Raw genomic sequence first — 19,202 nt, forward strand, 5'->3', positions numbered from 1 at the left:
GGAATTCGGCACGCAGGAGCGCAAGCTGATGTTCGCGGATCACCTGCTGAAGCACGTGCCGCTTGCTGCCCGGATCAAGAAGGTGCTGAACGAGCGTCCGGGCCACCGCGCGCCGCGCGTGCGCTTCGAGCAGGAGCTCGAGGACTTCCTGTCGGACGGCGCGGCCGAGGAAACGCTCGACGCGGTGATCGACTGGGGCCGTTACGGCGAGATCTTCTCGTACAACGACCAGACCGAAATCTTCAGCCTGGAGGACGTCGAGTCCTGATCGCGCCGGGCCGGGCCGTGCGACCCGGCCCGGTATTCGCGTGCTTCGAGCATCACGCGCCGCGCACCACGCACCACGTATCGCCCCGTTACTGCAAATTCCCCCACCGATCGACGGCCGGTTCCGCCGACGCCCACTTCCAGTGCGTGCCTTGCTGGCACGCATTCGCGAAATACCAGTCGGCCTTGCCGCCGTCCTTCACCGAGAACGCGAATTCCTTGCACAGCGCGAGCGCCGACGAGTACGCGCGTGTGACCCGCACCTCGCCGTCGCCGTTTTCGAGCGGCAGCGTGTTCTTCACCTTCCACGGCTTCACTTCGCCGACGGCGAGACTGCCGGCCGTCTTCGCGATCGCGTCCTGCTGGTTCTGATGGAGCTGCTTCATCGTGCGGTTGACGGCTTCGTCGGTCGCGGCCTGCACGGCGATCCCGACACCGACGCCGACCGCCGGGTTCGCGGTGACGAGGCCCGTCGCCGCACCGGCCAGCGCGCCGCTCGCCGCGCCGACCGACCCGCAGCCCGACAGCGCGACCGTCGCCGCGCACAGCGCACCGATCGCCGCGATACGAATCGCGACGCTCATTGCAGCGCGCCCCAGCGTTCGGTCGCCGGTTCGGCCGACGCCCATTTCCACACGGGCCCGTCGCGGCAGATGGTGGCGACGTAGAACGCCGATTGCGCGGCCTTGTCGGCCTTCGCCGGCGTGTCGACCGCGAACACGATTTCCTTGCAGTCGAGCGGACCGACGCTGATCATGCGGCTGACCGTCACGCGGCCCTGCTCGTCGTCCTCGATCGGGAACGAATGGTGCGTCGACCACGGCGCGACGCCGCCGACGTCGAGCGGGCCGGCCGCCTTCGCGATCTGCTCCTGCGTGTAGCGGTGCGCGACGCGTTGCGTGTACTGGACGCCGGCCCGCGCGCCGGCGACGGCGCCGAGGCCGATGCCCGTCGCGACGGCGGCGTTGTTGGTGACCTTGGAGGCGATCGCGGCGCCCGCGATACCGGCGCCGGCCGTCGCGCCTTCGCTGTACAACGAATTGCAGCCGGACAGCAGTGCGGCCGTGGCGATCGCGGCCAGCACGACGCGCGCCGGCGTGGCCCGGCGCGGCGATTCGAAACGAATGTTCATCCCTGAGTGCAAGTCCTGTCTGGGTGAGCGGCGACGCGTGCACGCCTGATGCCGCGTCATTGTTTCGCAATTGTCATGGGAAAATTGCAAAGCTTTGACAAATCGCCGTGCGGCAGGCCGCGTGCGCGCGGGCGGCGTTATTGTCGGATAGATGCTCGACGAAGGGTCGAAACGTTACAAATTGAAGGTAATTGTTACCATCGGCCGCGATGACGCGACCTAGACTGTTTTGTTATGGAATGTTTCTACGACGGCCTCGAGCCGCGCCGCATATGAGACACCCAGCCATGCGCCGTTCGAAACGGTTGTCACACCGGCCGCCTGACGCGGCGGCCGGCCATCCGGAAGACCGCTCGCGTCCGCAGACCGACGCGCCATCGGCACCGCCTGCGGGCGCGCCGGACGAGACGCCGTCGGACGGCGATCACAACCAGGGTGGTGCTCGCCCGGAAGGGCTCGACTATCAACGCGACCTCGGTCAGGAGCAGGACGCTTGATACGGTCGTCGCCGCATTCCACCGCCGTATTTCATTGCAATTCTCGGAACTGAGTCGCCGCGCGGCCGCCTTCGGGCCGCCGCGCCTGCTTCGGCGTGCGTTGCGCGCCAGCCAATCGAATCGAGGAGGGGAAGTCGCATGAGCAGATTGATCGTGGTATCGAATCGTGTCGCCGCCGGCGAGGATACGCGCCCGAGCGCGGGCGGTCTGGCCGTCGGCGTGATGGACGCCCTGAAGGAAACGGGCGGCGTCTGGTTCGGCTGGAACGGCGAGATCGTCGGTACGCCGGATGCCGAGCCCGCGATCCAGCGGGACGGCAACGTGACGTATGCGACGGTCGGCCTGACCCGGCGCGACTACGACCAGTACTACCGCGGCTTCTCGAACGCGACGCTGTGGCCGGTGTTCCATTACCGCGGCGATCTCGCGCGCTTCGATCGGCAGGAGTACGCCGGTTACCTGCGCGTGAACGCGATGCTCGCGAAGCAGCTCGCCGCGCTGCTGCGGCCGGACGACCTGATCTGGGTGCACGACTACCACCTGCTGCCGTTCGCGAACTGCTTGCGTGAACTCGGCGTGAAGAACCCGATCGGCTTCTTCCTGCACATCCCGTTTCCGTCGCCCGACATGCTGCGCCTCGTGCCGCCGCACGAGGAGCTCGTGAAGTTCATGTGCGCGTACGACGTCGCGGGTTTCCAGACCGAGGCCGACAAGCAGGCCTTCACCGACTACATCGAGCGGCGCGGCATCGGCGCGGCGAGCGACGACGGGATGCTGCACGCGCATGGCCGCGTCGTGAAGGTCGCGGCCTATCCGATCGGCGTGCATCCCGACGCGATCGCGCAGGCGGCCGTCCAGTACGGCACGCGCAAGCCGGTGAAGATGCTGCGCGAGGCGCTGGGCGACCGCAAGCTGGTGATGAGCGTCGACCGTCTCGATTACTCGAAGGGGCTCGTCGAGCGCTTCCAGTCGTTCGAGCGGATGCTCGCGAATGCGCCGGGCTGGCAGGGGCGCGTGTCGCTCCTGCAGATCGCGCCGCCGACGCGTTCCGACGTGCAGACCTATCAGCACATCCGCGAAACGCTCGAAGGCGAGGCCGGCCGGATCAACGGCCGCTTCTCGCAGCTCGACTGGACGCCGATCCAGTACCTGAACCGCAAGTACGAGCGCAACCTGCTGATGGCGTTCTTCCGGATGTCGCAGGTCGGCTACGTGACGCCGCTGCGCGACGGGATGAATCTCGTCGCGAAGGAATACGTCGCGTCGCAGGATCCGGCCGATCCGGGCGTGCTCGTGCTGTCGGAATTCGCGGGCGCGGCGGCCGAGCTGACCGGCGCGCTGCTCGTCAATCCGTACGACCTGTCGCAGATGGCCGAGGCGCTCGAACGCGCGCTGTCGATGCCGCTCGCGGAGCGGCAGGCGCGTCACGAGGAGAACCTCGCGCGGCTGCGCGAGAACGACCTGTCGGTCTGGCGCGACACCTTCGTCGCCGACTTGCGCAGCGTCGCGGCCGCGGCGTCGGTCACGCAGCGCGCGGGCCGGCGGGTCGCGCATGCGTGAGTTCGTGCCGGGCGCCGCCGCGCCGGGCGCCGCTGCGCCGCGCGCCGCCGATCGCGACGACGAAGCGGTCGACGACACGACCGGCCGCTTCTTCGTCGTGACGGGCGGCCCGGGTTCGGGCAAGAGCACGTTGCTCGATGCGCTCGAGCGCGCCGGGTTTGCGCGCTCGCAGGAGGCCGGGCGCGGCGTGATCCGCGACCAGATGGCCGTCGACGGCCCTGCGCTGCCGTGGCGCGACCCGGCCGCGTTCGCCGAGCTGATGCTGAGCTGGGAGATGCGGTCCTACCACCTCGCGCGGCAGGCGCGCGGTCCGGTGTTCTTCGACCGCGGCGTGCCGGACGTGATCGGCTATCTGACGCTGACCGGGTTGGCGGTGCCCGCGCACGCGGAAGCCGCGGCGCGGCGTTTCCGCTATCACCGGCGCGTGTTCATCGCACCGCCGTGGCCCGACATCTATGCGCAGGACACCGAGCGGCGGCAGGATTTCGCGGAGGCGGTGCGGACCTACGACGCGATGGTCGATTGCTATACGTCGTACGGCTATCGGCTGATCGAGTTGCCGCGCGTGAGCGTGAAGGCGCGTGTGCGCTTCGTGATGGATACGCTCGACGCCGCATGACGCCCGCCGCCTGTGCGGCGCGCGACGGTGTCAGGCTGCCGTGTCCGGCCGCGGCGACGCGATGCGCAGCAGGCTGACGACCGCGGCCACCGCCGCGAACGCCGTGGCGACATAGAGTGCGATCGTCGGCCCGCGGTCCGGCGCGAGCCCGAAAATCAGCGCGACGAGCGCGGCGCCGAGCGTCTGGCCCGTCAGGCGTGCGGTGCTCAGCATGCCGCCGGCGCCGCCGCTGCGTGCGCGCGGTGCCGACGACAGCATCGCGCGATTGTTCGGCGACTGGAACAACCCGAAGCCCGCGCCGCACAGCGCCATCCGCCATACGATGTCGACCGTGCCCGGGTGCGCGCCGATCGTCGCGAGCGACAGCAGCCCGGCGGCGAACAGCGCGAGCCCGATCCCGCCGAGCATGCCGGCCGAATAGCGGTCCGACAGCACGCCCGCGAGCGGCGCGGCGAACACGATCACGAGCGGCCACGGCGTCATGTAAAGACCCGTCTCGACCTGCGAGAACCCCAGCGAATTCTGCAGCCAGAACGGCAGCGCGACGAACGCGAGCATCTGCGACGTGAACGACGCCGTCGACGTGTAGACCGACAGCGCGAACATCGGGATGCGCATCAGGTCGACCGGCAGGAGCGGCGCCGGCTGCGACAACTGACGCTTCACGAAGAAATAGCCGACCACGAACGCGACGGCCAGTTCGGCCGCGACGTACGCATGACCTTCGCCGTGACCGAGCCCGTCGACGGCCGTGATCAGCAGGCCGAATACGCATGCGTTCATCAGCGCGCTCGGGAAGTCGTACGGCGCATCGTGCAGCGGGTTGGCCGGCAGCGCGCGCAGGCTGCCGAGCACGGCCGCGATGCCGATCGGCACGTTGACCGCGAAGAGCCACGGCCACGACGCGAACGACAGGATCGCCGACGCGACCGTCGGCCCGATCGCCGACGACAGCGCGACCACCATCGCGTTGATCGACAGCCCGCGCCCGAGCATCGACGACGGGTAGATCATCCGCACGAGCGCCGCGTTGACGCTCATGATGCCGGCCGCGCCGAACCCCTGGATCACGCGCATCACGGCCAGCATCGGCAGCGAGCCGGCGAGCGCGCAGCCGAGCGACGCCGCGGTGAACAGCGCGAGCCCGGCGATGTAGATGCGGCGATAGCCGATACGTTCGCCGAGCGACGCGAGCGGCAGCAGCGTGATCGTGACCGCGAGCTGATACGCGTTGACGATCCAGATCGACGCGGCGTCGGACGCGCGCAGGTCGCGCGCGATGGTCGGCAGCGCGACGTTCGCGATGGCGCCGTCGAGCACGGCGAGCGTGATGCCCAGGGCGACGCAGACGATCGCCCAGTAGCGTTGCGGAAGCGGCAGGCCGGTATCGGCGTTCATGACAGGAGCGAGAGCATGGTTGTCCGCGCGCCCGCTTGCCGGTTGCGTGCGCAACCATGTGCAGGGGGGGAGGCGGCGATGAACGGCCCGGCCGGCGCGGCTGCACCGGGGCGGGGCCGGTCGAGTGTATCACCGGGCCGCCTCGCGCGACGTCGCGCCGCACGGCCGTCGGCGGGCGCGCGCATTCAGCCTTCGAAGTCGAGGCCGCCGAGCCGCACGAGCGGGTCGGCCTGCGTGCGCGATGCGAGATCGATGTCGCGCGCGCCCTGCCACGCGCCCAGCTTTCTCGGCAGCGCGGCGAGGTAGTGCTCGAAGCGCTGCGGGCCATCGGGTTCCATCAGCCGCTCGATCTCGTCGGTGTCCCACGTCAGTTCGAGATTCAGCGGATGCACGAAGCCGCTCACGTGCTCGTGCGGCGCGCTGCGGATCTGCACGCGCGTCGGATGTCCGTGCCCGCCATAGGGGACGACGTCGGTCTGCACGTGATCGGCGAAGAACGCGGCGATGGCCTGCGCGATGCGCGGTGCGAATTCGGTATCGAAACGGCGGGCGGTTTCGGGCTGCATGACGGCGTCTCCTGTATGCCGAAAATCGTAGCACGGCGACGCCGCGTTTCGGCGGGTGCGATACCGGTAATCGCGCGTTACCACTTGCTGCATCTATTACGGTCGCGGACCGCCACAATGCATCGCATCCAGTACCACTTCGCGTGGGAGTCCATCATGAAAAAGATTGCCGCAGTATGTGTCCTTGCCGGTTCGCTCGCGGTCGCGGGCCCGGCGTCCGCGCATGGCCGCGACGGCGGCGCCGTCATCGGCGCATTGATCGGCGGCGCGGTGCTGGGTGCGATCGTGACGTCGGCGATGAATCCGCCCGTCGCATATCAGGCACCCGCGTACCAGGCGCCGGCCTATCAGCCGCCGACCTACTACCAGGCGCCCGCGTACCAGCAGCCTGCCTACCCGACCTATCAGCAGGCGCAGTACCAGGACGACGGCCCGAACTATTGCTACGACCGCTACCAGCGTGCGTATGTGTGTGGGGCGCCGGTGCAGGGTGGCTACGCGCAGCCGGCGGGCTGGTAAGCGGCGGCGCGCGAGCGGATTCGGTGCCCGGCGGCCACGCTCTCGCCGACGTTCGCTTCGCCCGGCAGGACGACGAAAGGCCCTCGCTCGATGCGAGGGCCTTTGTCTATTGCGTGGCCGTCCGTTCGCCGGTGTGATGCGCCGCCGGCCATCGGCGGGCCGTGCGTGGATACAAACGGTTGCAATTGCGCGTCAGTGGCGATGACCGCCGCCGTCGCCGCGACCGTGTCCGCCGCCACCGCCGCCTTCGTTCCAGTCGCCGCGGCGTCCGCCGCCGCGCCACCAACCGTTGCCGCGGTTGCCGCGATCGCCGTCCCAGTGATGGTAGTCGCGCCGGCCGCGATCCCAGTCGCGTCCACCGCCTCCGCCCCAGATGTTGACCGTGCCGTACACGGGAGACGGGGCGTACGCATAGCCGGGATCGGAATAGTAGGGCTGCCCGTAGCCGTATCCGGCGTCCGGGGCGACCACGCAGCCGGCCAGCAGGGTGGCGACGCCGGCGGCGGCAATGAGCTTCAGCATGATGTTCTCCGTTGGTTCCGCTATAAGTACCGCGCCCGGGGATTGCCGGCTGTTTGCAATTGTGTCGCCAAATTACAGCCTCGTAAGGTCTTGAGACGAAAGTGTTAGCATCCGGGGCTCATTTGTTTTTCAGGAGCACATCGATGAAATTCGCGATCCGGGCCGCGCTGGCCGCCTTCTGCGTGACGACGGCCGCCGCATGCGTGGCCGCGCCGGCATCCGCACCCGCCGTGCCGGCCGAGTCGATCAAGATGTTTCCGCAGGCAGCCGCCGGCCAGCAGCGCGCCGTGATCGCGCTGCCCGCGCTCGAGAACGAGGGCGATGCGCGCGTCGAGTTGATGATCGGCAAGACGCTGCAGACCGACTGCAATCAGCAGTGGTTCGGCGGCGAGCTGACCGCCGAGGACGTGAAGGGCTGGGGCTACACGTATTACCGGCTCACCGACGTGAAGGGCCCGGCATCGACGCTGATGGCGTGCCCGGGCCAGGCGCCGCAGCAACGGTTCGTGCAGGTGCGCGGCGACGGTCAGCTGCTGCGCTACAACAGCCGTCTGCCGCTCGTCGTGTATGTACCGGATGGCTTCGACGTCCGCTATCGCGTGTGGCATGCGTCGAAGGACGTGCAGCAAGCCGCGAAACAGTAATCTCCCGGCGGCGTCCTGCCGCTATCCGCCAGTCGCGCCGGCCGGGCCGCGCGCGCCGACGAGCGCCGGCCATGCGGCCAGCGCGGCCTGCGCGACGGCCTCCAGATCGCGGCGGCTCGCGCCGTCGCGCGCCTGGATCGACATCCCCTGCTGAACCGTCACGTAGTAGCGCGCGATCGCATCGACGTTCGCGTGCGCCGATATTTCGCCGGTCGCGACGCCTTGCGCGAGGCGTTCCCGCAGCGCGTCGACCGTGCCCTCGCGCATCGCGATCAACGTCTGCCGGACCATGTCGGAACGTTCGGCCGGATGCAGCGCCGACAACACGATCAGGCAGCCGGCCGGCTTCGAACGCCGCGTGAACACGCGTGCGGTATCCATCAGGTAGTTCTGCACGGCGTCGTACGCGCTGGCCGCTCGTTCGACGCCCCCCCAGATTTCCCGCCCCTCGGTTGCGCGGTAATGTTCGAGGGCTTGCCGGAACAGCGCTTCCTTGCTGCCGAAGGCCGCATACAGGCTCGGCGACGCGATGCCCATCGCGGCCGTCAAGTCCGTCATCGACGCCCCTTCGTAGCCGAGACGCCAGAACACCTCCATCGCGCGATCCAGCGCCGCTTCCTTGTCGAAGCTTCTCGGTCGGCCTCGTTCAGCCATTGCGTCCGTTCCTTCGTCGATATCTGTATCGATCGATAAAATAAATCAATTGACTGTGCGACGCAACTTGCCACATTCTGTGTCGGTCGTTACATAAATGAGGAAAGGAACCGACATGAACCGACTTCAGGGCAAGTGTGCACTCATCACCGGCGGCAGCCGCGGCATCGGCGCGGCGATCGCCAAACGGCTGGCAGCCGAGGGCGCCGACGTGGCGATCACGTATGAAAAATCGGCCGAGCGGGCGCAGGCCGTCGTCGCCGGCATCGAAGCGCTGGGCCGTCGCGCCGTGGCGATCCAGGCCGACAGCGCCGATCCGCTTGCCGTGCGCAACGCGGTCGATCGTGCCGCGCAGGCGTTCGGCGGCCTCGACATCCTCGTCAACAACGCGGGGATTTTCCGGGCCGGCGCGCTGAACGACCTCACGCTCGACGATATCGATGCGACGCTGAACGTGAACGTGCGTGCGGTGATCGTCGCGTCGCAGGCGGCGGCGCGTCATCTCGGGGAGGGCGGGCGCATCGTGTCGACCGGCAGTTGCCTCGCGACGCGTGTGCCCGATGCGGGGATGAGCCTCTATGCGGCGAGCAAGGCCGCATTGATCGGCTGGACGCAAGGGCTCGCGCGCGATCTCGGCTCGCGCGGCATCACGGTGAACATCGTGCATCCGGGCTCCACGGATACCGATATGAATCCGGCCGATGGCGAGCACGCCGATGCGCAGCGTTCGCGGATGGCGATTCAGCAGTACGGCAAGGCCGACGACGTAGCCGCGCTCGTGGCGTTCATCGTCGGGCCGGAAGGGCGATCGATCACCGGGACCGGGTTGACGATCGACGGCGGGGCGAATGCATAAACACTGATGCGCGCTGCGTGAACGGGCCGGGTGACGGTTGGTTCGTCGTCGTTCGCTATCGGCAGCCGAGGCGCTGGTGCTCGGCTTCCTGGTCGGCCCGTTTGTCGTAGGCCCGCAGTTCGTTGCGCGGCTTGCCGTCCGGGCCCATCCCGCGCACGACCTTCTGGCCGCGGTCGGGCGAGTGCGTGACCGCGTCGATGCCGGCGGCCAGTTCCCGGCAGCGGGTGTCGGGGGACGTGTTGTCCGGACGCGGGGCTGCCGACGCAGTGACGTTGGCGATGCCCGGGCTGACGTAGCGCTGTTTGGCGGAGGCCGTGTCGGTGTCGGCGGCGTTGGCCGTGCCGGTCATCGCTGAAAGCGCGGCGAGCGCCGCGATCGTCCGAAGCATGGGCGAAGTCCGTGTGCTGAACTGAAGAAAGTTCGGAATTCTACGCAACGTTCAGTGCATATCAGCGGCGAACGGGCGAGGTGCGCGCGTGTGTCGCATATGGCGGTGAATGCTCGATTGCACACATCATTCGTGTGCCGCCTGCGCGCGCCAGCAATATCTCGGACCGTCGAATGGAAAAAAGCCCGCTTGCTTTCGCAAAGCGGGCTTTTTTCGGTATTTGGTTGCGGGGGTAGGATTTGAACCTACGACCTTCGGGTTATGAGCCCGACGAGCTGCCAGACTGCTCCACCCCGCGGCGCGAAGTGTACTTGGGTCGGTGCGCAGAGTCAAACGATTCGTGCGAAGACGGCCCGACTCATATCGGGCCTGTTCCTTGAAACGACTGCAACGCAGGGAAGCCGACGCGTACGACCGGAAATTTTTCACCTTCGCCACAATATTCGCGCGCCTGAAACGTCTTCAGACGCATGGAACCGCCACCCACTTCGCACACGATGACCGACCCAGACCGCGACATCACTGCGACGGTGATGCGTGAACGAACGAGGCTAGGGAACTTCATTCGGCGCCGGATACGCGACCCGGACGATGCCGAGGACGTTCTGCAGGATGTGCTTCACGAATTCGTCCAGGCTTATCGGCTTCCTGCGCCGATCGAACAGGCGAGTGCGTGGCTGTTCCGTGCGGCGCGCAACCGCATCATCGATCGTTTTCGCAAAAAGAAGGAGCAGCCGCTGACCGATCTGCTCGATGCCGACGACGAAGCGGACAGCGAGTATCGCCTGGATCTCGCGTTACCGGCGCACGATGCCGGCCCTGAAGCGCGCTACGCTCGCACGCTGTTGCTGAAGGCGTTGCAGGACGCGCTTGACGAGTTGCCGGCGAATCAGCGCGAGGTTTTCATTGCACACGAACTGGAGGGACTGTCCTTCAAGGAGATGGCCACGCAAAGCGGCGTCACGCTTAATACGCTGCTGGCGCGCAAACGCTACGCGGTCCTGCATCTGCGTGCTCGACTGCAACCCATTTACGACGAACTGGATATCTAGAGGAGTCGACGGATGAATTTTCGAATCAGATGTGCGGGCAAGGCGCTGCTCGTGGTGGTCGCCATAGGCGTGCTCGGATGGATCGTCATGATGTTGTGGAACTGGGTGATGCCGGCGCTGTTCGTCGGCGCCCGGACGATCGACTTCGCGCATGCGCTGGGGCTGCTCGTGTTGAGCCGCATCCTGTTCGGCGGATTTCGCGGACACCGCGGCTGGCACGGCCGGCGCCACTGGCGCAAGTGGGAAGCCATGACACCCGAAGAGCGCGAGCATTTCCGGGCCGCATGGCGATCGCGCGGCAGCCGGCGCACGGAGGAGTGAACATGCGCGAAAAATCAACGGCCGACTGCAAGCAGAAGGCGGGCGTGATCGCGCCGATCGTCGATCTGAAACGTTGCGAAGGCAAGGGGGATTGCGTCACCGTTTGCCCGGAAAACGTGTTCGAGGTGCGGCGCGTCGATCAGGCCGATTACCTCGACCTCGGCCTGATGCATCGCTTGAAACTGCGCGTGCATGGAATGAAAGTCGCCTACACGCCGAATGCGCAGGCCTGCCGGTCATGCGGGCTTTGCGTGACGGCGTGTCCCGAACGGGCGATCACGCTTGCCAGAAGGGCTTAGCGTCGGCCGTGCTCGCCGATGACGGCACGGTGTCGCAGGCAGTCTGACGGATGGCAGTCGCCGGATACGCCGTTCATGTGATCAATCTCGTCAAGGAATGCACTTGGCTTCAACTACCGACGTTCTTTTGCAACGGCTTCATGAAGAAAGCCGGAGCGAAATCATCGCCCGGGCCCGCGCGCAGTTCCAGGGGCCGAATGCGGCGTTTCCGACGCTCGTCGACGAATACGAAACGCTCGCGCCCCGGCTGCGAGGGCGCTTTCTCGAAACGTTCGGCCTGTTCAGCGACGATTTCGAATCGTCGGAAAGCAGTGCGCTGTCGTTGGCCGTGTCGGCGGAGACGGGGCGATTCCTGCGCAACCTCGTGCTGTCGCAACGGTCGGCCAGAATCCTCGAGCTCGGTAGTTCCTGCGGTGTGTCGACCCTGTATCTTGCCGACGCGCTGCGTACGTTGGGCCGTGGCGTGGTCATCGCGACCGAACGGGATGCGCTCAAATGCGCGTGCCTGCGGGCTCACGTCGAAACAGCGGGGCTGGATGCGTATGTCGACTTGCGGGAGGGCGATGTATTCGAGACGGTTGCCGAACTGGACGGGACTGTCGACATGGTGTTTATCGACGTATGGGCTGACGCCTATCTGAAGCTGTTCAAGCAGATCGAGCGCCTGCTGCGGCCGGGGTCGATCGTGCTTGCCGACAATATGTACACGGCCGAGGACGCCGTTCGACCGTACAAGGATTACCTCGACGAGGATCCGCGTTTTTCGACCACGACGCTGGATTTCGAGTCGGGGGTCGAGTTTACGGTGGTCGTTGCTTGAGCGGGGGGCGGTGAGTCTTGGGGGGTAGAGCTTGGCTGGTCCCCCGACAGAATTCATATCTCTCGACTGTATCGGCTCTCCCGGTTAAGGCATTCCATAGATACCAACAAAAATACCAACAAGCGCATCGGCGTAGGCTTCATTAGTCGAAGGGGGCCTGCGTGAGTCCCTTTGCCGTGCCGCCGGAAGCAAAATTATCTGGAGATTTGGAGATAAGCACTCGTTTCGGCTTGTGACCCTTGTCCGGCAAGGCCGACGTTATCTCCAACCATATCTCCAGAACACATACTTTCTTGGAGACAACGTTGGAGATATGTGGTCGAGGGGCCCATGGTCACTTCATCGCTCGCGACCTGTCCGCCATCTGGAACGCTGCGCGCAAAGGATCTCCCCGCGCCGCTCCCCCCGGCAATGCGTCTTGGGCTTATCATTCAATCCGATTGCTTAACTCGATCTCATTGAATCTTTGTTGCGACGCAAAATGACAGCGACTGGCAAACTTATTCCGGCACAGCGGATGCGGTGGATTCCGAAGGAACTGCGGTTGGCGCATGAGTATTGCTTCTTCCTCCATGATGAATGTGTGCGCATGCTGGTTGAGTATGAAAAGGCGCGCGCCCATATAATATCTTTCAAATTTAAAAATAAATCAGAGGAAAGACGGTTTCGGCGTGCTGCGGAGAAGCACGATGCAATTTTTGCTCTTCGACTGATCGGGCGGGAGGATGAGAGTCGTCGCGTCACGTTAAACACTATCACCATGGCGATGGTTTCCGATTGCTGCCATCACATCTACGAATCTCTTAGGTGTTTTGAAAAGCGGAAATTCGTTCCTGCATTCAACTTGCTACGGAAACCATTGCTGGACAGTTTGATGTATCTCATATGGATGGTTGCCGACGAGGATAACTTCTATGCTGAGTTCACGTCAGGTGATTCGTCTCGTATCACTCAGAAGATGATCGGAAATCGGCGTAAGAACCTCATCGCAGCTGCAATTGAGATGGCCGAGCTAACCGACATTATCGATGCGGATGACATCGTTTCAATGATCTTCGACTCACGCAACGAGTTTGGGCTCTACGGATTGTTCCAGCATGCCGTTCATCTAGTCACTGTCGATCGACTCGAAATTAAGACATCCCCTGAGAATTTTAATTTCATATTCAAAAATCCGAACGAAGACGATATTTACGACTCGCTATATTCTCAATTGCCGATTATTTTATTGTTGTTGACGCACGTTATAGCGATACTCTTCGGGCGAATTCAATCCATGGATGCGGGGACTTTCCGTGCTCTAAAATTTCGAAGTATAAATGGTGGTCGGCTTATTCAGGGTTCGCCACTTTCCGATATTGTTGTCGATGTAATGTCAAGGACACTCTCGCCACTTTTGAAATGCGCCACCTGCGATACTTCTATCAAAGTCACGCACCACAACGCGGCGCGGCTCATACTTACCGACACATTCCGCTGTACTACTTGTAAGCGCGTCTCGCCATTTCCTTTTTCGTGGACGTTTGGAGACTAAGGTCAGATTGGCCGAAGGTGAGGGGCATGAGTTCCGATTGGAGTTGTCATGCCGAATCCCGTATTCTCATAATGGTTTGCCGGCTCGTACCGTGTTGCCTCGCCACGCTGGCTACAGACGCGCCCTCGCCAAGTTGCTTTCGAACCTCGGCTTGTTGTTGTTGCGATAGCGCAGTTGGACGTCCCATCGCCTTACCTTCGGATTTAGCGCGAGCAATACCCGCCTGCGTTCGTTCGATCAGAAGGTCTCGCTCGAATTCTGCGACGGCGTTTAGTACCTGCATCGTCATCCGACCGGCTGCACTGGTAAGGTCGACGCCGCCGAGGGCGAGGCAGTGAATCCGAATGCCGCGATCCGCCAGTAGCTCAACGGTCGCGCGCACATCCATTGCGTTCCGACCGAGGCGATCGAGTTTTGTCACGATCAACACATCGCCATCTTCCATCTTGAGCAGCAGCTCAGAGAACCCTGGCCGCTGATCGGCGCTGACGCTACCGGAGATGCATTCTGTAATGACACGGCGTTTGTCAACAGCGAATCCCGCTGCTTCGATCTCGCGGAGTTGGTTCGTCGCCGTCTGGTCCGTTGTGCTGACACGGGCATACGCGAAGGTTCGGGACATGTTGTGCATTCAGCCTGTTCGAAAAGGGTGTACGAATCATACCCTATGTCCGAAAGGTTTGTTCGCTTAATTTCGGACAGGGTTTCGAGCTATTGTCCGAAAGGGTTCGGTTTCGGACACACGGCCTGATTGACAGCCAATGGACGGTCGGCCGGATGCGCGGCCAGCAGAGCGGCATTGTTCGAACCGCAATCCCTGCTCCTCAACCGTCGCTTATGGCACACTCTTTCTAACAACGAGCCCCGGGGACGCGATCATGGGATACCGCAACAAGACCTATGTCATCTTTGACGGTGACGAAGACATGTGGGCATACGCATTTATGCGGGGATGGAACAAGAACGAGCGGATGGAGTTTAGCTTCTACGATGCTCACGATCTGCGGCCGATGTCTGGCACGGCCAGCGAAGCATATGTCAAGAGGGTTTTAAAACAGCGTCTCGAGAATACCAAGCAGGCGATCGTGATCGTTGGCGAGAAGACCAAGAACCTGTTCCGATTTGTGCGGTGGGAAATCGAGACGTGCATCGAAATGGGCATCCCGATTGTTGCGGTGAACCTAAACGGCAAGCGAGAGATGGACGCGGATCTTTGCCCACCGATCTTGCGAGATGTATGCGCGATCCACGTTCCTTTTAAGGCAAAGGCCATAGAAAAAGCCCTCGATGTGTTTTGCGACAACTTTGCATGGCACAAGCAACAGGGGTGGAAGAATGTCGTATTGAAACCGGAAGTCTACAAATCACTTGGCCTATGAAAGAGGAAGATTTCCCTCCAATCTATAACGCAGCCGACAAAGCTTCAAAGGATGCGCAGAAGAATTTCTTTCGTGCATTGGGCGGCAATTTGTTCTTCATCGTCGTCGCAGCAATTTTGTCCGTGGCGAACGTCCAGACAAGGGGCTTTGCGCTTCTGCAAATTGTGCCGCTGGTGATTACGCTCGGGCTGACGATCTACCTGGCTGCCAGGCAACCGCAGCGGATTTGGTATGGGACAAGAGCACTGGCTGAATCGGTGAAGACCGTTTCATGGCGATATATGATGAAGGCCGAGCCGTTCAACCGGAGTGATGTCGATGATCGTGACCACTTCAGAGATTCTCTTACCAAAATATTCAACTCGAATCGGCGGGTTTCTGAACACGCGGTACAAATGGCGGCAGGCTCCCAGATAACGCAAAAAATGCTGGAAGTTCGAGCGCTATCGTTGCAAGAGCGCGTTCGTCTATATGAAGTTGAGCGAGTCAATGACCAACATGTCTGGTACACCAACAAGGCGAAAATAAACAAGAAATCTTCTAGGTGGTGGTTCGGCCTGCTGATCGGACTGAACGTTGTAGCTTTGCTGTTCGCGTCGGGTAAGGTTGCTTATCCAACAACAAATTATTGGCCGACGGACATTCTTGTGGCCGCTGCGGGTGCCGTGATGGCATGGCTGCAAACCAAGCGATTCCAAGAGCTGGCCGCGTCATACACGTTGACCGCACACGAAATCGGCCTGCTACGCATCGCCTTACCCGACGGCACGTCAGAGCATGCATTTTCCGTATATGTAGGTGACGCAGAAAACGCATTCTCACGTGAGCACACGCAATGGCAAGCGCGTCGGGACGCTGATTAGCGGGCGGCGCACTTTTATCAGATGCGACGGTTTTAGTGTCCTAGTAGCGTCTGCATTCTCCGTTGCAATGCCTCCGCTAGCGCTGCACGTCCCTCGGCATTGTTATGGTATCGGATAAAACGAAGATGCCGAAGGTCAAAGGGAATATCTTGGTCTGTCTGTGCTATCAAGATTACATCTCGCCCCAGCGTGTGTGCGATTCCAGCCTCATAGAACACGTTTGGATTTCGCCCCGTGCAATCGCAGATGACTATACGAGATCGATCGATTAGAGATACCACGTCTTGGATGATTGCTGCGTTTTCCCAGATGTCGTCAGCTCGCCTGCAGCGTAATCCGACGTTCTCGGAGGCTAGGAGGATACTCTCATAGACGGTATTGAAGATTGCGTCGAAAGGCATCATTGCAGAGACGAGAGCTTGCTCGATATTCTCATGTTCAGGAATTTGAAACACGGTCGGCCGTTGGCGGCGAGGACGAATGTTCCGGAGCAGAAATCGATAGAGGTCGACGTCCTTGATAGCCCAGTGGTTTCTCGAAAACTCGAAATCTCGCATGTCCAACTCAGTGCGGTTCGAATAGATCATGCTATTTTGAATCGAGGGCACATCCGCGTCGAAGCTAATTTCCAGTGCCAGATTGCCGCCAGCGATCCGCGCTCGGTTAATCTGGCCTACGTATGCAGCTTCTTCCTCCGTTCCCTCTTCGCAGAAAAGGCATGGTAAGGAATAGAGTCGATCTAGCAAAAGGCTGTTGTCCTCTTTGAATTGCGCGGCAACTTGATCCTCGGTGTACTCGAATATTCTTCCGAGTGGGACAGTAACCCTCTCCGACAGCCAATCAACGTTGAACACCAGTAGGTTGAACATCACATTCCCTTGTAGATTTCATTGTCGTTCAATGTTTCAACTGTATCGCGTTCGCGAAGATGTGGGCTTGGACTGCCAGCGATAGTTCCTCGTAGCAGTTCCCCGCCCACTCTCGACGCTTGGGCGTACAGTACCGGCAGAATCGTCGACCGTCGACCATTAGCTAGGAGGCAGCTGACCCTGAACCAGAATTAGTTCCGGTCGGAAGTGGAGATTTCCGGCTTGGTGACCCTGAACCAGAATTAGTCCCGGTCGGAAGTGGAGATTTCCGGCTTGGTTGAGTTGTCAGGCGAGGCGGATTCCCTTGCCTGACGGGCGAATTCTGCGGGTGTCATCCACTGCAATGCGGAGTGGGGACGAACCTCGTTATAGTACGTGCGCCAGTCGTCGATTTTGCTCTGCGCGTCAGCCAATGACAAGAACCAATGCGCGTTCAGACATTCCTGACGGAAGCGCCCGTTGAAGCTTTCGACCTTGGTGTTGTCAGTGGGCGTGCCCGGCCGGCTGAAATCCAGTTCAACGCCATGTTCATACGCCCACCGGTCCATTGCCTTCGAGATGAATTCGCTGCCATTGTCGACCTTGATCGTGGCAGGGTGTCCGCGCATAGCGGTGATACGCGTCAGCGCTTCGACCACATGCTCTCCCTTCAGACTTTGCCCGACCTCGATGGCTAGGCATTCCCGGGTGTAGTTGTCGACGACGGTCAGTGTCCGTAGACGTCTCCCGTCGAACAGTGCATCCGCAACGAAATCCATGCTCCAGATTTCGTTGATCGCGGTCACGATATGCTTGGGCTGTCGCAGCCGAGCCGATTTGTTACGTCGTGGCTGCTTATGCCGCAGTGAAAGGCCCTCCGCCCGATACAGCCTGTAGACGCGCTTGCAGTTATCTCGCCAGCCTTCCCGTCGCAGGACCACGTGAACGCGCCGATACCCATAGTGCACGCGCGTGGCGGTGATTTCCTTGATACGCATGAGCAGCGCCGACGAATCACGCGCAACCGACTGATACCGATACAGCGAACGAGACATGCCAAACAACGCGCAAGTCTTCGTCAGGCTGGTTCGATAGCGATCACGCAATTCATCGATCAACATGCGCCGACGGGCAGGCTTCAGAGCTTTTTTGCGAGTACGTCCTGCAGCATGGCCTTCGTGTCCGCTTGGACACATCATGCCGAATTTCTCTACTTTTGCACCGGACTATTTCTTGGGTCAGGGTCCGCGGGGACCGACACCCGCGCTTTTTCTCTACTGATGGAAGAATCGAAGGGGGTATATAATAATAAGGGCCAAATCATTCGTTTGCCCCATACCTAGACCGTTGGCGTTTTACTGGCGGAGACTGAACGGCAGGGGATCACAGATTCAGGAAAGGTCGAGCCGGTGACATAAGGGCGAGGTTCAGCGCGGAATTCTGGATGCGCGCGACTTAGCTGTCCGTGTAGGGCCAGAAGTGCTCAATGATGATGGACTGGGCTGCTAATATGGCGGCGCATGAACAGTCGGGTCGTTGATCTCATATTGCAAAACACGCCTGCCTCCAACGTTAGCCCTTGCCACGACATCTTTATGTCTACTGCCTCTCCCGTCGACACTAGCTTCGTCATTTCTCCTTTCGGGGAGCCGTTCGATACATACTTCGCTCATATCGTAAAGCCGGCACTAGAAGAGTGTGGCCTGTACGCGATTCGTGGCGACAGCCTGTATCGCCCGTCGACTATCGTTGACGACATCTGGCAGGGGATTCGAGAGGCAAAGCTGCTCATTGCCGAGCTAACCGACCGAAATCCCAATGTCTTTTATGAACTTGGGCTGGCTCACGCTATTTCTAAGCCCGTTATCCTAATCTCGAAGTCCATCGATGACGTGCCCTTTGATCTGCGATCAATTCGCGTTCTCGGATACGACAAAGATCACCCTGACTGGGGTAACAAGCTACGGATTAGCCTCATTAAGGCGATCAAAGAGGTACTTAAGAACCCAACTAGCGCGATCCCAACCACTTTCAAAGTTGCGGTTAAATCTGTCGTTCCAGAGGAAAGTGAGACGGCTCTTAGGTTGGAAGCATTGGAAGCTATGGTTCAACGTCTAGACGGCCTCGATTCGAGTTCATTCAGCCCCTACGTTGAACAGGTGGATCCAAAGATCATTCCTCATGCGCTACAAAAGCTCCGACCTGATCAGAAGGTTTTCCACCCGAAGTTTGGGCATGGCAAGGTAATTTCAGTGGAAGGCCGTGGCAAAGACTTGAGGGCCCAGATCAACTTCGACTCGCGCGGCGTGAAGTGGCTGGCACTAAGTGTTGCAAAGCTCGACGTGCTGCCGGATTGATGTGGCTGTTTCTTGCGTTTCGGTGCCAACGCTAAGGGCGAATTATAGCGACGACTCTGTAAGGGACAATCCTCCACGGAATATGCGGGCAACTGCAATTGGTATCC

At 61.7% G+C, this 19,202-nt stretch carries 24 protein-coding genes, 1 tRNA gene and 1 pseudogene; 15 read left to right on the forward strand and 11 right to left on the reverse strand.

What is annotated here, in order from left to right:
* The coding region (locus WS61_RS02505) for an AAA-associated domain-containing protein (protein ID WP_082725075.1) at positions 1-268 on the forward strand (268 nt) is incomplete at its 5' end.
* 88 nt (positions 269-356) lie between these two features.
* Here the strand turns inward: WS61_RS02505 and WS61_RS02510 are convergent.
* Together WS61_RS02510 and WS61_RS02515 are read right to left on the reverse strand one after the other, a co-directional pair.
* Positions 357-851: a hypothetical protein gene (locus WS61_RS02510; protein ID WP_059499102.1), complete on the reverse strand. Its 495-nt coding sequence runs from the start codon at positions 849-851 to the stop codon at positions 357-359.
* The gene (locus tag WS61_RS02515) at positions 848-1,399 is read right to left on the reverse strand and encodes a hypothetical protein (RefSeq protein ID WP_059499103.1); all 552 of its coding nucleotides are present in this window, start codon (positions 1,397-1,399) and stop codon (positions 848-850) included. The genes WS61_RS02510 and WS61_RS02515 overlap by 4 nt, the downstream gene beginning before the upstream one ends.
* Positions 1,400-1,686: 287 nt before the next feature.
* Between WS61_RS02515 and WS61_RS32455 the strand changes: the two genes are divergently transcribed.
* The 3 genes from WS61_RS32455 (at position 1,687) to WS61_RS02525 (ending at position 4,075) form a co-directional block, all read left to right on the forward strand.
* Entirely contained in the window at positions 1,687-1,896 is a 210-nt protein-coding gene (locus WS61_RS32455; protein ID WP_095211567.1) for a hypothetical protein, read from the forward strand.
* Between the two features lie 138 nt (positions 1,897-2,034).
* The gene (gene otsA / locus WS61_RS02520; RefSeq protein ID WP_059499104.1) at positions 2,035-3,456 is read left to right on the forward strand and encodes an alpha,alpha-trehalose-phosphate synthase (UDP-forming); all 1,422 of its coding nucleotides are present in this window, start codon (positions 2,035-2,037) and stop codon (positions 3,454-3,456) included.
* Positions 3,449-4,075, forward strand: a complete 627-nt coding sequence (locus WS61_RS02525; RefSeq protein ID WP_059499105.1) for an AAA family ATPase — start codon at positions 3,449-3,451, stop codon at positions 4,073-4,075. Before otsA ends, WS61_RS02525 begins: the two co-directional genes overlap by 8 nt.
* A gap of 30 nt (positions 4,076-4,105) precedes the next feature.
* Here WS61_RS02525 and WS61_RS02530 read toward each other — a convergent pair whose 3' ends face one another.
* Both WS61_RS02530 and WS61_RS02535 read right to left on the reverse strand, forming a co-directional pair.
* Complete coding sequence (locus WS61_RS02530) at positions 4,106-5,473, reverse strand: MFS transporter (RefSeq protein WP_059499106.1); 1,368 nt, start codon at positions 5,471-5,473, stop codon at positions 4,106-4,108.
* A 185-nt stretch (positions 5,474-5,658) separates the two neighbouring features.
* Positions 5,659-6,039, reverse strand: coding sequence for a DUF5594 family protein (locus tag WS61_RS02535; RefSeq protein ID WP_059499107.1), 381 nt, complete (start codon positions 6,037-6,039; stop codon positions 5,659-5,661).
* 117 nt (positions 6,040-6,156) lie between these two features.
* Between WS61_RS02535 and WS61_RS02540 the strand changes: the two genes are divergently transcribed.
* Entirely contained in the window at positions 6,157-6,558 is a 402-nt protein-coding gene (locus WS61_RS02540) for a hypothetical protein (RefSeq protein ID WP_059499108.1), read from the forward strand.
* Between the two features lie 192 nt (positions 6,559-6,750).
* On the opposite strand, the gene WS61_RS02545 is transcribed toward WS61_RS02540, so the two are convergent.
* Positions 6,751-7,080 (reverse strand): hypothetical protein, encoded by a 330-nt coding sequence (locus tag WS61_RS02545; protein ID WP_059499109.1) that lies wholly within the window; start codon positions 7,078-7,080, stop codon positions 6,751-6,753.
* Between the two features lie 143 nt (positions 7,081-7,223).
* Between WS61_RS02545 and eco the strand changes: the two genes are divergently transcribed.
* Positions 7,224-7,724 carry a serine protease inhibitor ecotin gene (gene eco, locus WS61_RS02550; protein WP_059499110.1) on the forward strand — a complete coding sequence of 167 codons (501 nt, stop codon included), beginning with the start codon at positions 7,224-7,226 and terminating at the stop codon, positions 7,722-7,724.
* 21 nt (positions 7,725-7,745) lie between these two features.
* Here eco and WS61_RS02555 read toward each other — a convergent pair whose 3' ends face one another.
* Positions 7,746-8,378, reverse strand: a complete 633-nt coding sequence (locus WS61_RS02555) for a TetR/AcrR family transcriptional regulator (protein ID WP_059499111.1) — start codon at positions 8,376-8,378, stop codon at positions 7,746-7,748.
* 115 nt (positions 8,379-8,493) lie between these two features.
* Here WS61_RS02555 and WS61_RS02560 point away from each other — a divergent pair, with 115 nt between their 5' ends.
* Positions 8,494-9,234: an SDR family NAD(P)-dependent oxidoreductase gene (locus WS61_RS02560; RefSeq protein WP_059499112.1), complete on the forward strand. Its 741-nt coding sequence runs from the start codon at positions 8,494-8,496 to the stop codon at positions 9,232-9,234.
* 55 nt (positions 9,235-9,289) lie between these two features.
* Here WS61_RS02560 and WS61_RS02565 read toward each other — a convergent pair whose 3' ends face one another.
* A complete protein-coding gene (locus tag WS61_RS02565; protein WP_059499113.1) occupies positions 9,290-9,622 on the reverse strand; it encodes a hypothetical protein in 333 nt (110 codons plus the stop codon).
* A 221-nt stretch (positions 9,623-9,843) separates the two neighbouring features.
* Positions 9,844-9,920, reverse strand: a tRNA-Met gene (locus tag WS61_RS02570).
* A 172-nt stretch (positions 9,921-10,092) separates the two neighbouring features.
* On the opposite strand from WS61_RS02570, the gene WS61_RS02575 reads away from it, so the two are divergent.
* From WS61_RS02575 to WS61_RS34660, 5 genes are all read left to right on the forward strand, one after another.
* On the forward strand, positions 10,093-10,674 hold the full coding sequence (locus WS61_RS02575) for an RNA polymerase sigma factor (protein WP_095211568.1): 582 nt from the start codon (positions 10,093-10,095) through the stop codon (positions 10,672-10,674).
* 12 nt (positions 10,675-10,686) lie between these two features.
* Positions 10,687-10,995 carry a hypothetical protein gene (locus tag WS61_RS02580; RefSeq protein WP_059499114.1) on the forward strand — a complete coding sequence of 103 codons (309 nt, stop codon included), beginning with the start codon at positions 10,687-10,689 and terminating at the stop codon, positions 10,993-10,995.
* Between the two features lie 2 nt (positions 10,996-10,997).
* Entirely contained in the window at positions 10,998-11,294 is a 297-nt protein-coding gene (locus WS61_RS02585; RefSeq protein WP_059499115.1) for a 4Fe-4S dicluster domain-containing protein, read from the forward strand.
* A gap of 97 nt (positions 11,295-11,391) precedes the next feature.
* Complete coding sequence (locus tag WS61_RS02590) at positions 11,392-12,114, forward strand: O-methyltransferase (protein ID WP_059499116.1); 723 nt, start codon at positions 11,392-11,394, stop codon at positions 12,112-12,114.
* 481 nt (positions 12,115-12,595) lie between these two features.
* Complete coding sequence (locus WS61_RS34660) at positions 12,596-13,648, forward strand: hypothetical protein (RefSeq protein ID WP_157692665.1); 1,053 nt, start codon at positions 12,596-12,598, stop codon at positions 13,646-13,648.
* A 46-nt stretch (positions 13,649-13,694) separates the two neighbouring features.
* On the opposite strand, the gene WS61_RS02600 is transcribed toward WS61_RS34660, so the two are convergent.
* Positions 13,695-14,270: a recombinase family protein gene (locus WS61_RS02600; protein ID WP_059499265.1), complete on the reverse strand. Its 576-nt coding sequence runs from the start codon at positions 14,268-14,270 to the stop codon at positions 13,695-13,697.
* A gap of 256 nt (positions 14,271-14,526) precedes the next feature.
* Between WS61_RS02600 and WS61_RS02605 the strand changes: the two genes are divergently transcribed.
* A complete protein-coding gene (locus WS61_RS02605) occupies positions 14,527-15,027 on the forward strand; it encodes a TIR domain-containing protein (protein ID WP_157692666.1) in 501 nt (166 codons plus the stop codon).
* Positions 15,024-15,890, forward strand: coding sequence for a DUF4231 domain-containing protein (locus WS61_RS02610; RefSeq protein WP_059499118.1), 867 nt, complete (start codon positions 15,024-15,026; stop codon positions 15,888-15,890). Before WS61_RS02605 ends, WS61_RS02610 begins: the two co-directional genes overlap by 4 nt.
* A gap of 32 nt (positions 15,891-15,922) precedes the next feature.
* Here WS61_RS02610 and WS61_RS35520 read toward each other — a convergent pair whose 3' ends face one another.
* Both WS61_RS35520 and WS61_RS02620 read right to left on the reverse strand, forming a co-directional pair.
* Positions 15,923-16,759, reverse strand: coding sequence for a hypothetical protein (locus tag WS61_RS35520; RefSeq protein WP_059499119.1), 837 nt, complete (start codon positions 16,757-16,759; stop codon positions 15,923-15,925).
* Between the two features lie 242 nt (positions 16,760-17,001).
* Positions 17,002-17,915, reverse strand: a pseudogene (locus tag WS61_RS02620) (IS3 family transposase); the annotation flags it as partial.
* Positions 17,916-18,333: 418 nt separating this feature from the next.
* Between WS61_RS02620 and WS61_RS02625 the strand changes: the two are divergent.
* Complete coding sequence (locus WS61_RS02625) at positions 18,334-19,095, forward strand: hypothetical protein (RefSeq protein WP_157692667.1); 762 nt, start codon at positions 18,334-18,336, stop codon at positions 19,093-19,095.
* Positions 19,096-19,202 lie beyond the last annotated feature (107 nt).

The organism is Burkholderia sp. ABCPW 11 (genome assembly GCF_001523445.1).
Taxonomy (GTDB): domain Bacteria; phylum Pseudomonadota; class Gammaproteobacteria; order Burkholderiales; family Burkholderiaceae; genus Burkholderia.

What these genes read in the sequence shown, in the direction of transcription:
- WS61_RS02625 (WP_157692667.1), top strand. Translation starts at nt 18,334, where the DNA reads ATGTCTACTGCCTCTCCCGTCGACACTAGCTTCGTCATTTCTCCTTTC.
- WS61_RS02510 (WP_059499102.1), bottom strand. Translation starts at nt 851, where the DNA reads ATGAGCGTCGCGATTCGTATCGCGGCGATCGGTGCGCTGTGCGCGGCG.
- WS61_RS02580 (WP_059499114.1), top strand. Translation starts at nt 10,687, where the DNA reads ATGAATTTTCGAATCAGATGTGCGGGCAAGGCGCTGCTCGTGGTGGTC.
- WS61_RS02545 (WP_059499109.1), bottom strand. Translation starts at nt 7,080, where the DNA reads ATGCTGAAGCTCATTGCCGCCGCCGGCGTCGCCACCCTGCTGGCCGGC.
- WS61_RS35520 (WP_059499119.1), bottom strand. Translation starts at nt 16,759, where the DNA reads ATGTTCAACCTACTGGTGTTCAACGTTGATTGGCTGTCGGAGAGGGTT.
- WS61_RS02535 (WP_059499107.1), bottom strand. Translation starts at nt 6,039, where the DNA reads ATGCAGCCCGAAACCGCCCGCCGTTTCGATACCGAATTCGCACCGCGC.
- WS61_RS34660 (WP_157692665.1), top strand. Translation starts at nt 12,596, where the DNA reads ATGACAGCGACTGGCAAACTTATTCCGGCACAGCGGATGCGGTGGATT.
- WS61_RS02565 (WP_059499113.1), bottom strand. Translation starts at nt 9,622, where the DNA reads ATGCTTCGGACGATCGCGGCGCTCGCCGCGCTTTCAGCGATGACCGGC.
- WS61_RS02525 (WP_059499105.1), top strand. Translation starts at nt 3,449, where the DNA reads ATGCGTGAGTTCGTGCCGGGCGCCGCCGCGCCGGGCGCCGCTGCGCCG.
- WS61_RS32455 (WP_095211567.1), top strand. Translation starts at nt 1,687, where the DNA reads ATGCGCCGTTCGAAACGGTTGTCACACCGGCCGCCTGACGCGGCGGCC.
- otsA (WP_059499104.1), top strand. Translation starts at nt 2,035, where the DNA reads ATGAGCAGATTGATCGTGGTATCGAATCGTGTCGCCGCCGGCGAGGAT.
- WS61_RS02605 (WP_157692666.1), top strand. Translation starts at nt 14,527, where the DNA reads ATGGGATACCGCAACAAGACCTATGTCATCTTTGACGGTGACGAAGAC.
- WS61_RS02560 (WP_059499112.1), top strand. Translation starts at nt 8,494, where the DNA reads ATGAACCGACTTCAGGGCAAGTGTGCACTCATCACCGGCGGCAGCCGC.
- WS61_RS02540 (WP_059499108.1), top strand. Translation starts at nt 6,157, where the DNA reads ATGCATCGCATCCAGTACCACTTCGCGTGGGAGTCCATCATGAAAAAG.
- WS61_RS02600 (WP_059499265.1), bottom strand. Translation starts at nt 14,270, where the DNA reads ATGTCCCGAACCTTCGCGTATGCCCGTGTCAGCACAACGGACCAGACG.
- WS61_RS02585 (WP_059499115.1), top strand. Translation starts at nt 10,998, where the DNA reads ATGCGCGAAAAATCAACGGCCGACTGCAAGCAGAAGGCGGGCGTGATC.
- WS61_RS02555 (WP_059499111.1), bottom strand. Translation starts at nt 8,378, where the DNA reads ATGGCTGAACGAGGCCGACCGAGAAGCTTCGACAAGGAAGCGGCGCTG.
- eco (WP_059499110.1), top strand. Translation starts at nt 7,224, where the DNA reads ATGAAATTCGCGATCCGGGCCGCGCTGGCCGCCTTCTGCGTGACGACG.
- WS61_RS02590 (WP_059499116.1), top strand. Translation starts at nt 11,392, where the DNA reads ATGCACTTGGCTTCAACTACCGACGTTCTTTTGCAACGGCTTCATGAA.
- WS61_RS02610 (WP_059499118.1), top strand. Translation starts at nt 15,024, where the DNA reads ATGAAAGAGGAAGATTTCCCTCCAATCTATAACGCAGCCGACAAAGCT.
- WS61_RS02530 (WP_059499106.1), bottom strand. Translation starts at nt 5,473, where the DNA reads ATGAACGCCGATACCGGCCTGCCGCTTCCGCAACGCTACTGGGCGATC.
- WS61_RS02575 (WP_095211568.1), top strand. Translation starts at nt 10,093, where the DNA reads ATGGAACCGCCACCCACTTCGCACACGATGACCGACCCAGACCGCGAC.
- WS61_RS02515 (WP_059499103.1), bottom strand. Translation starts at nt 1,399, where the DNA reads ATGAACATTCGTTTCGAATCGCCGCGCCGGGCCACGCCGGCGCGCGTC.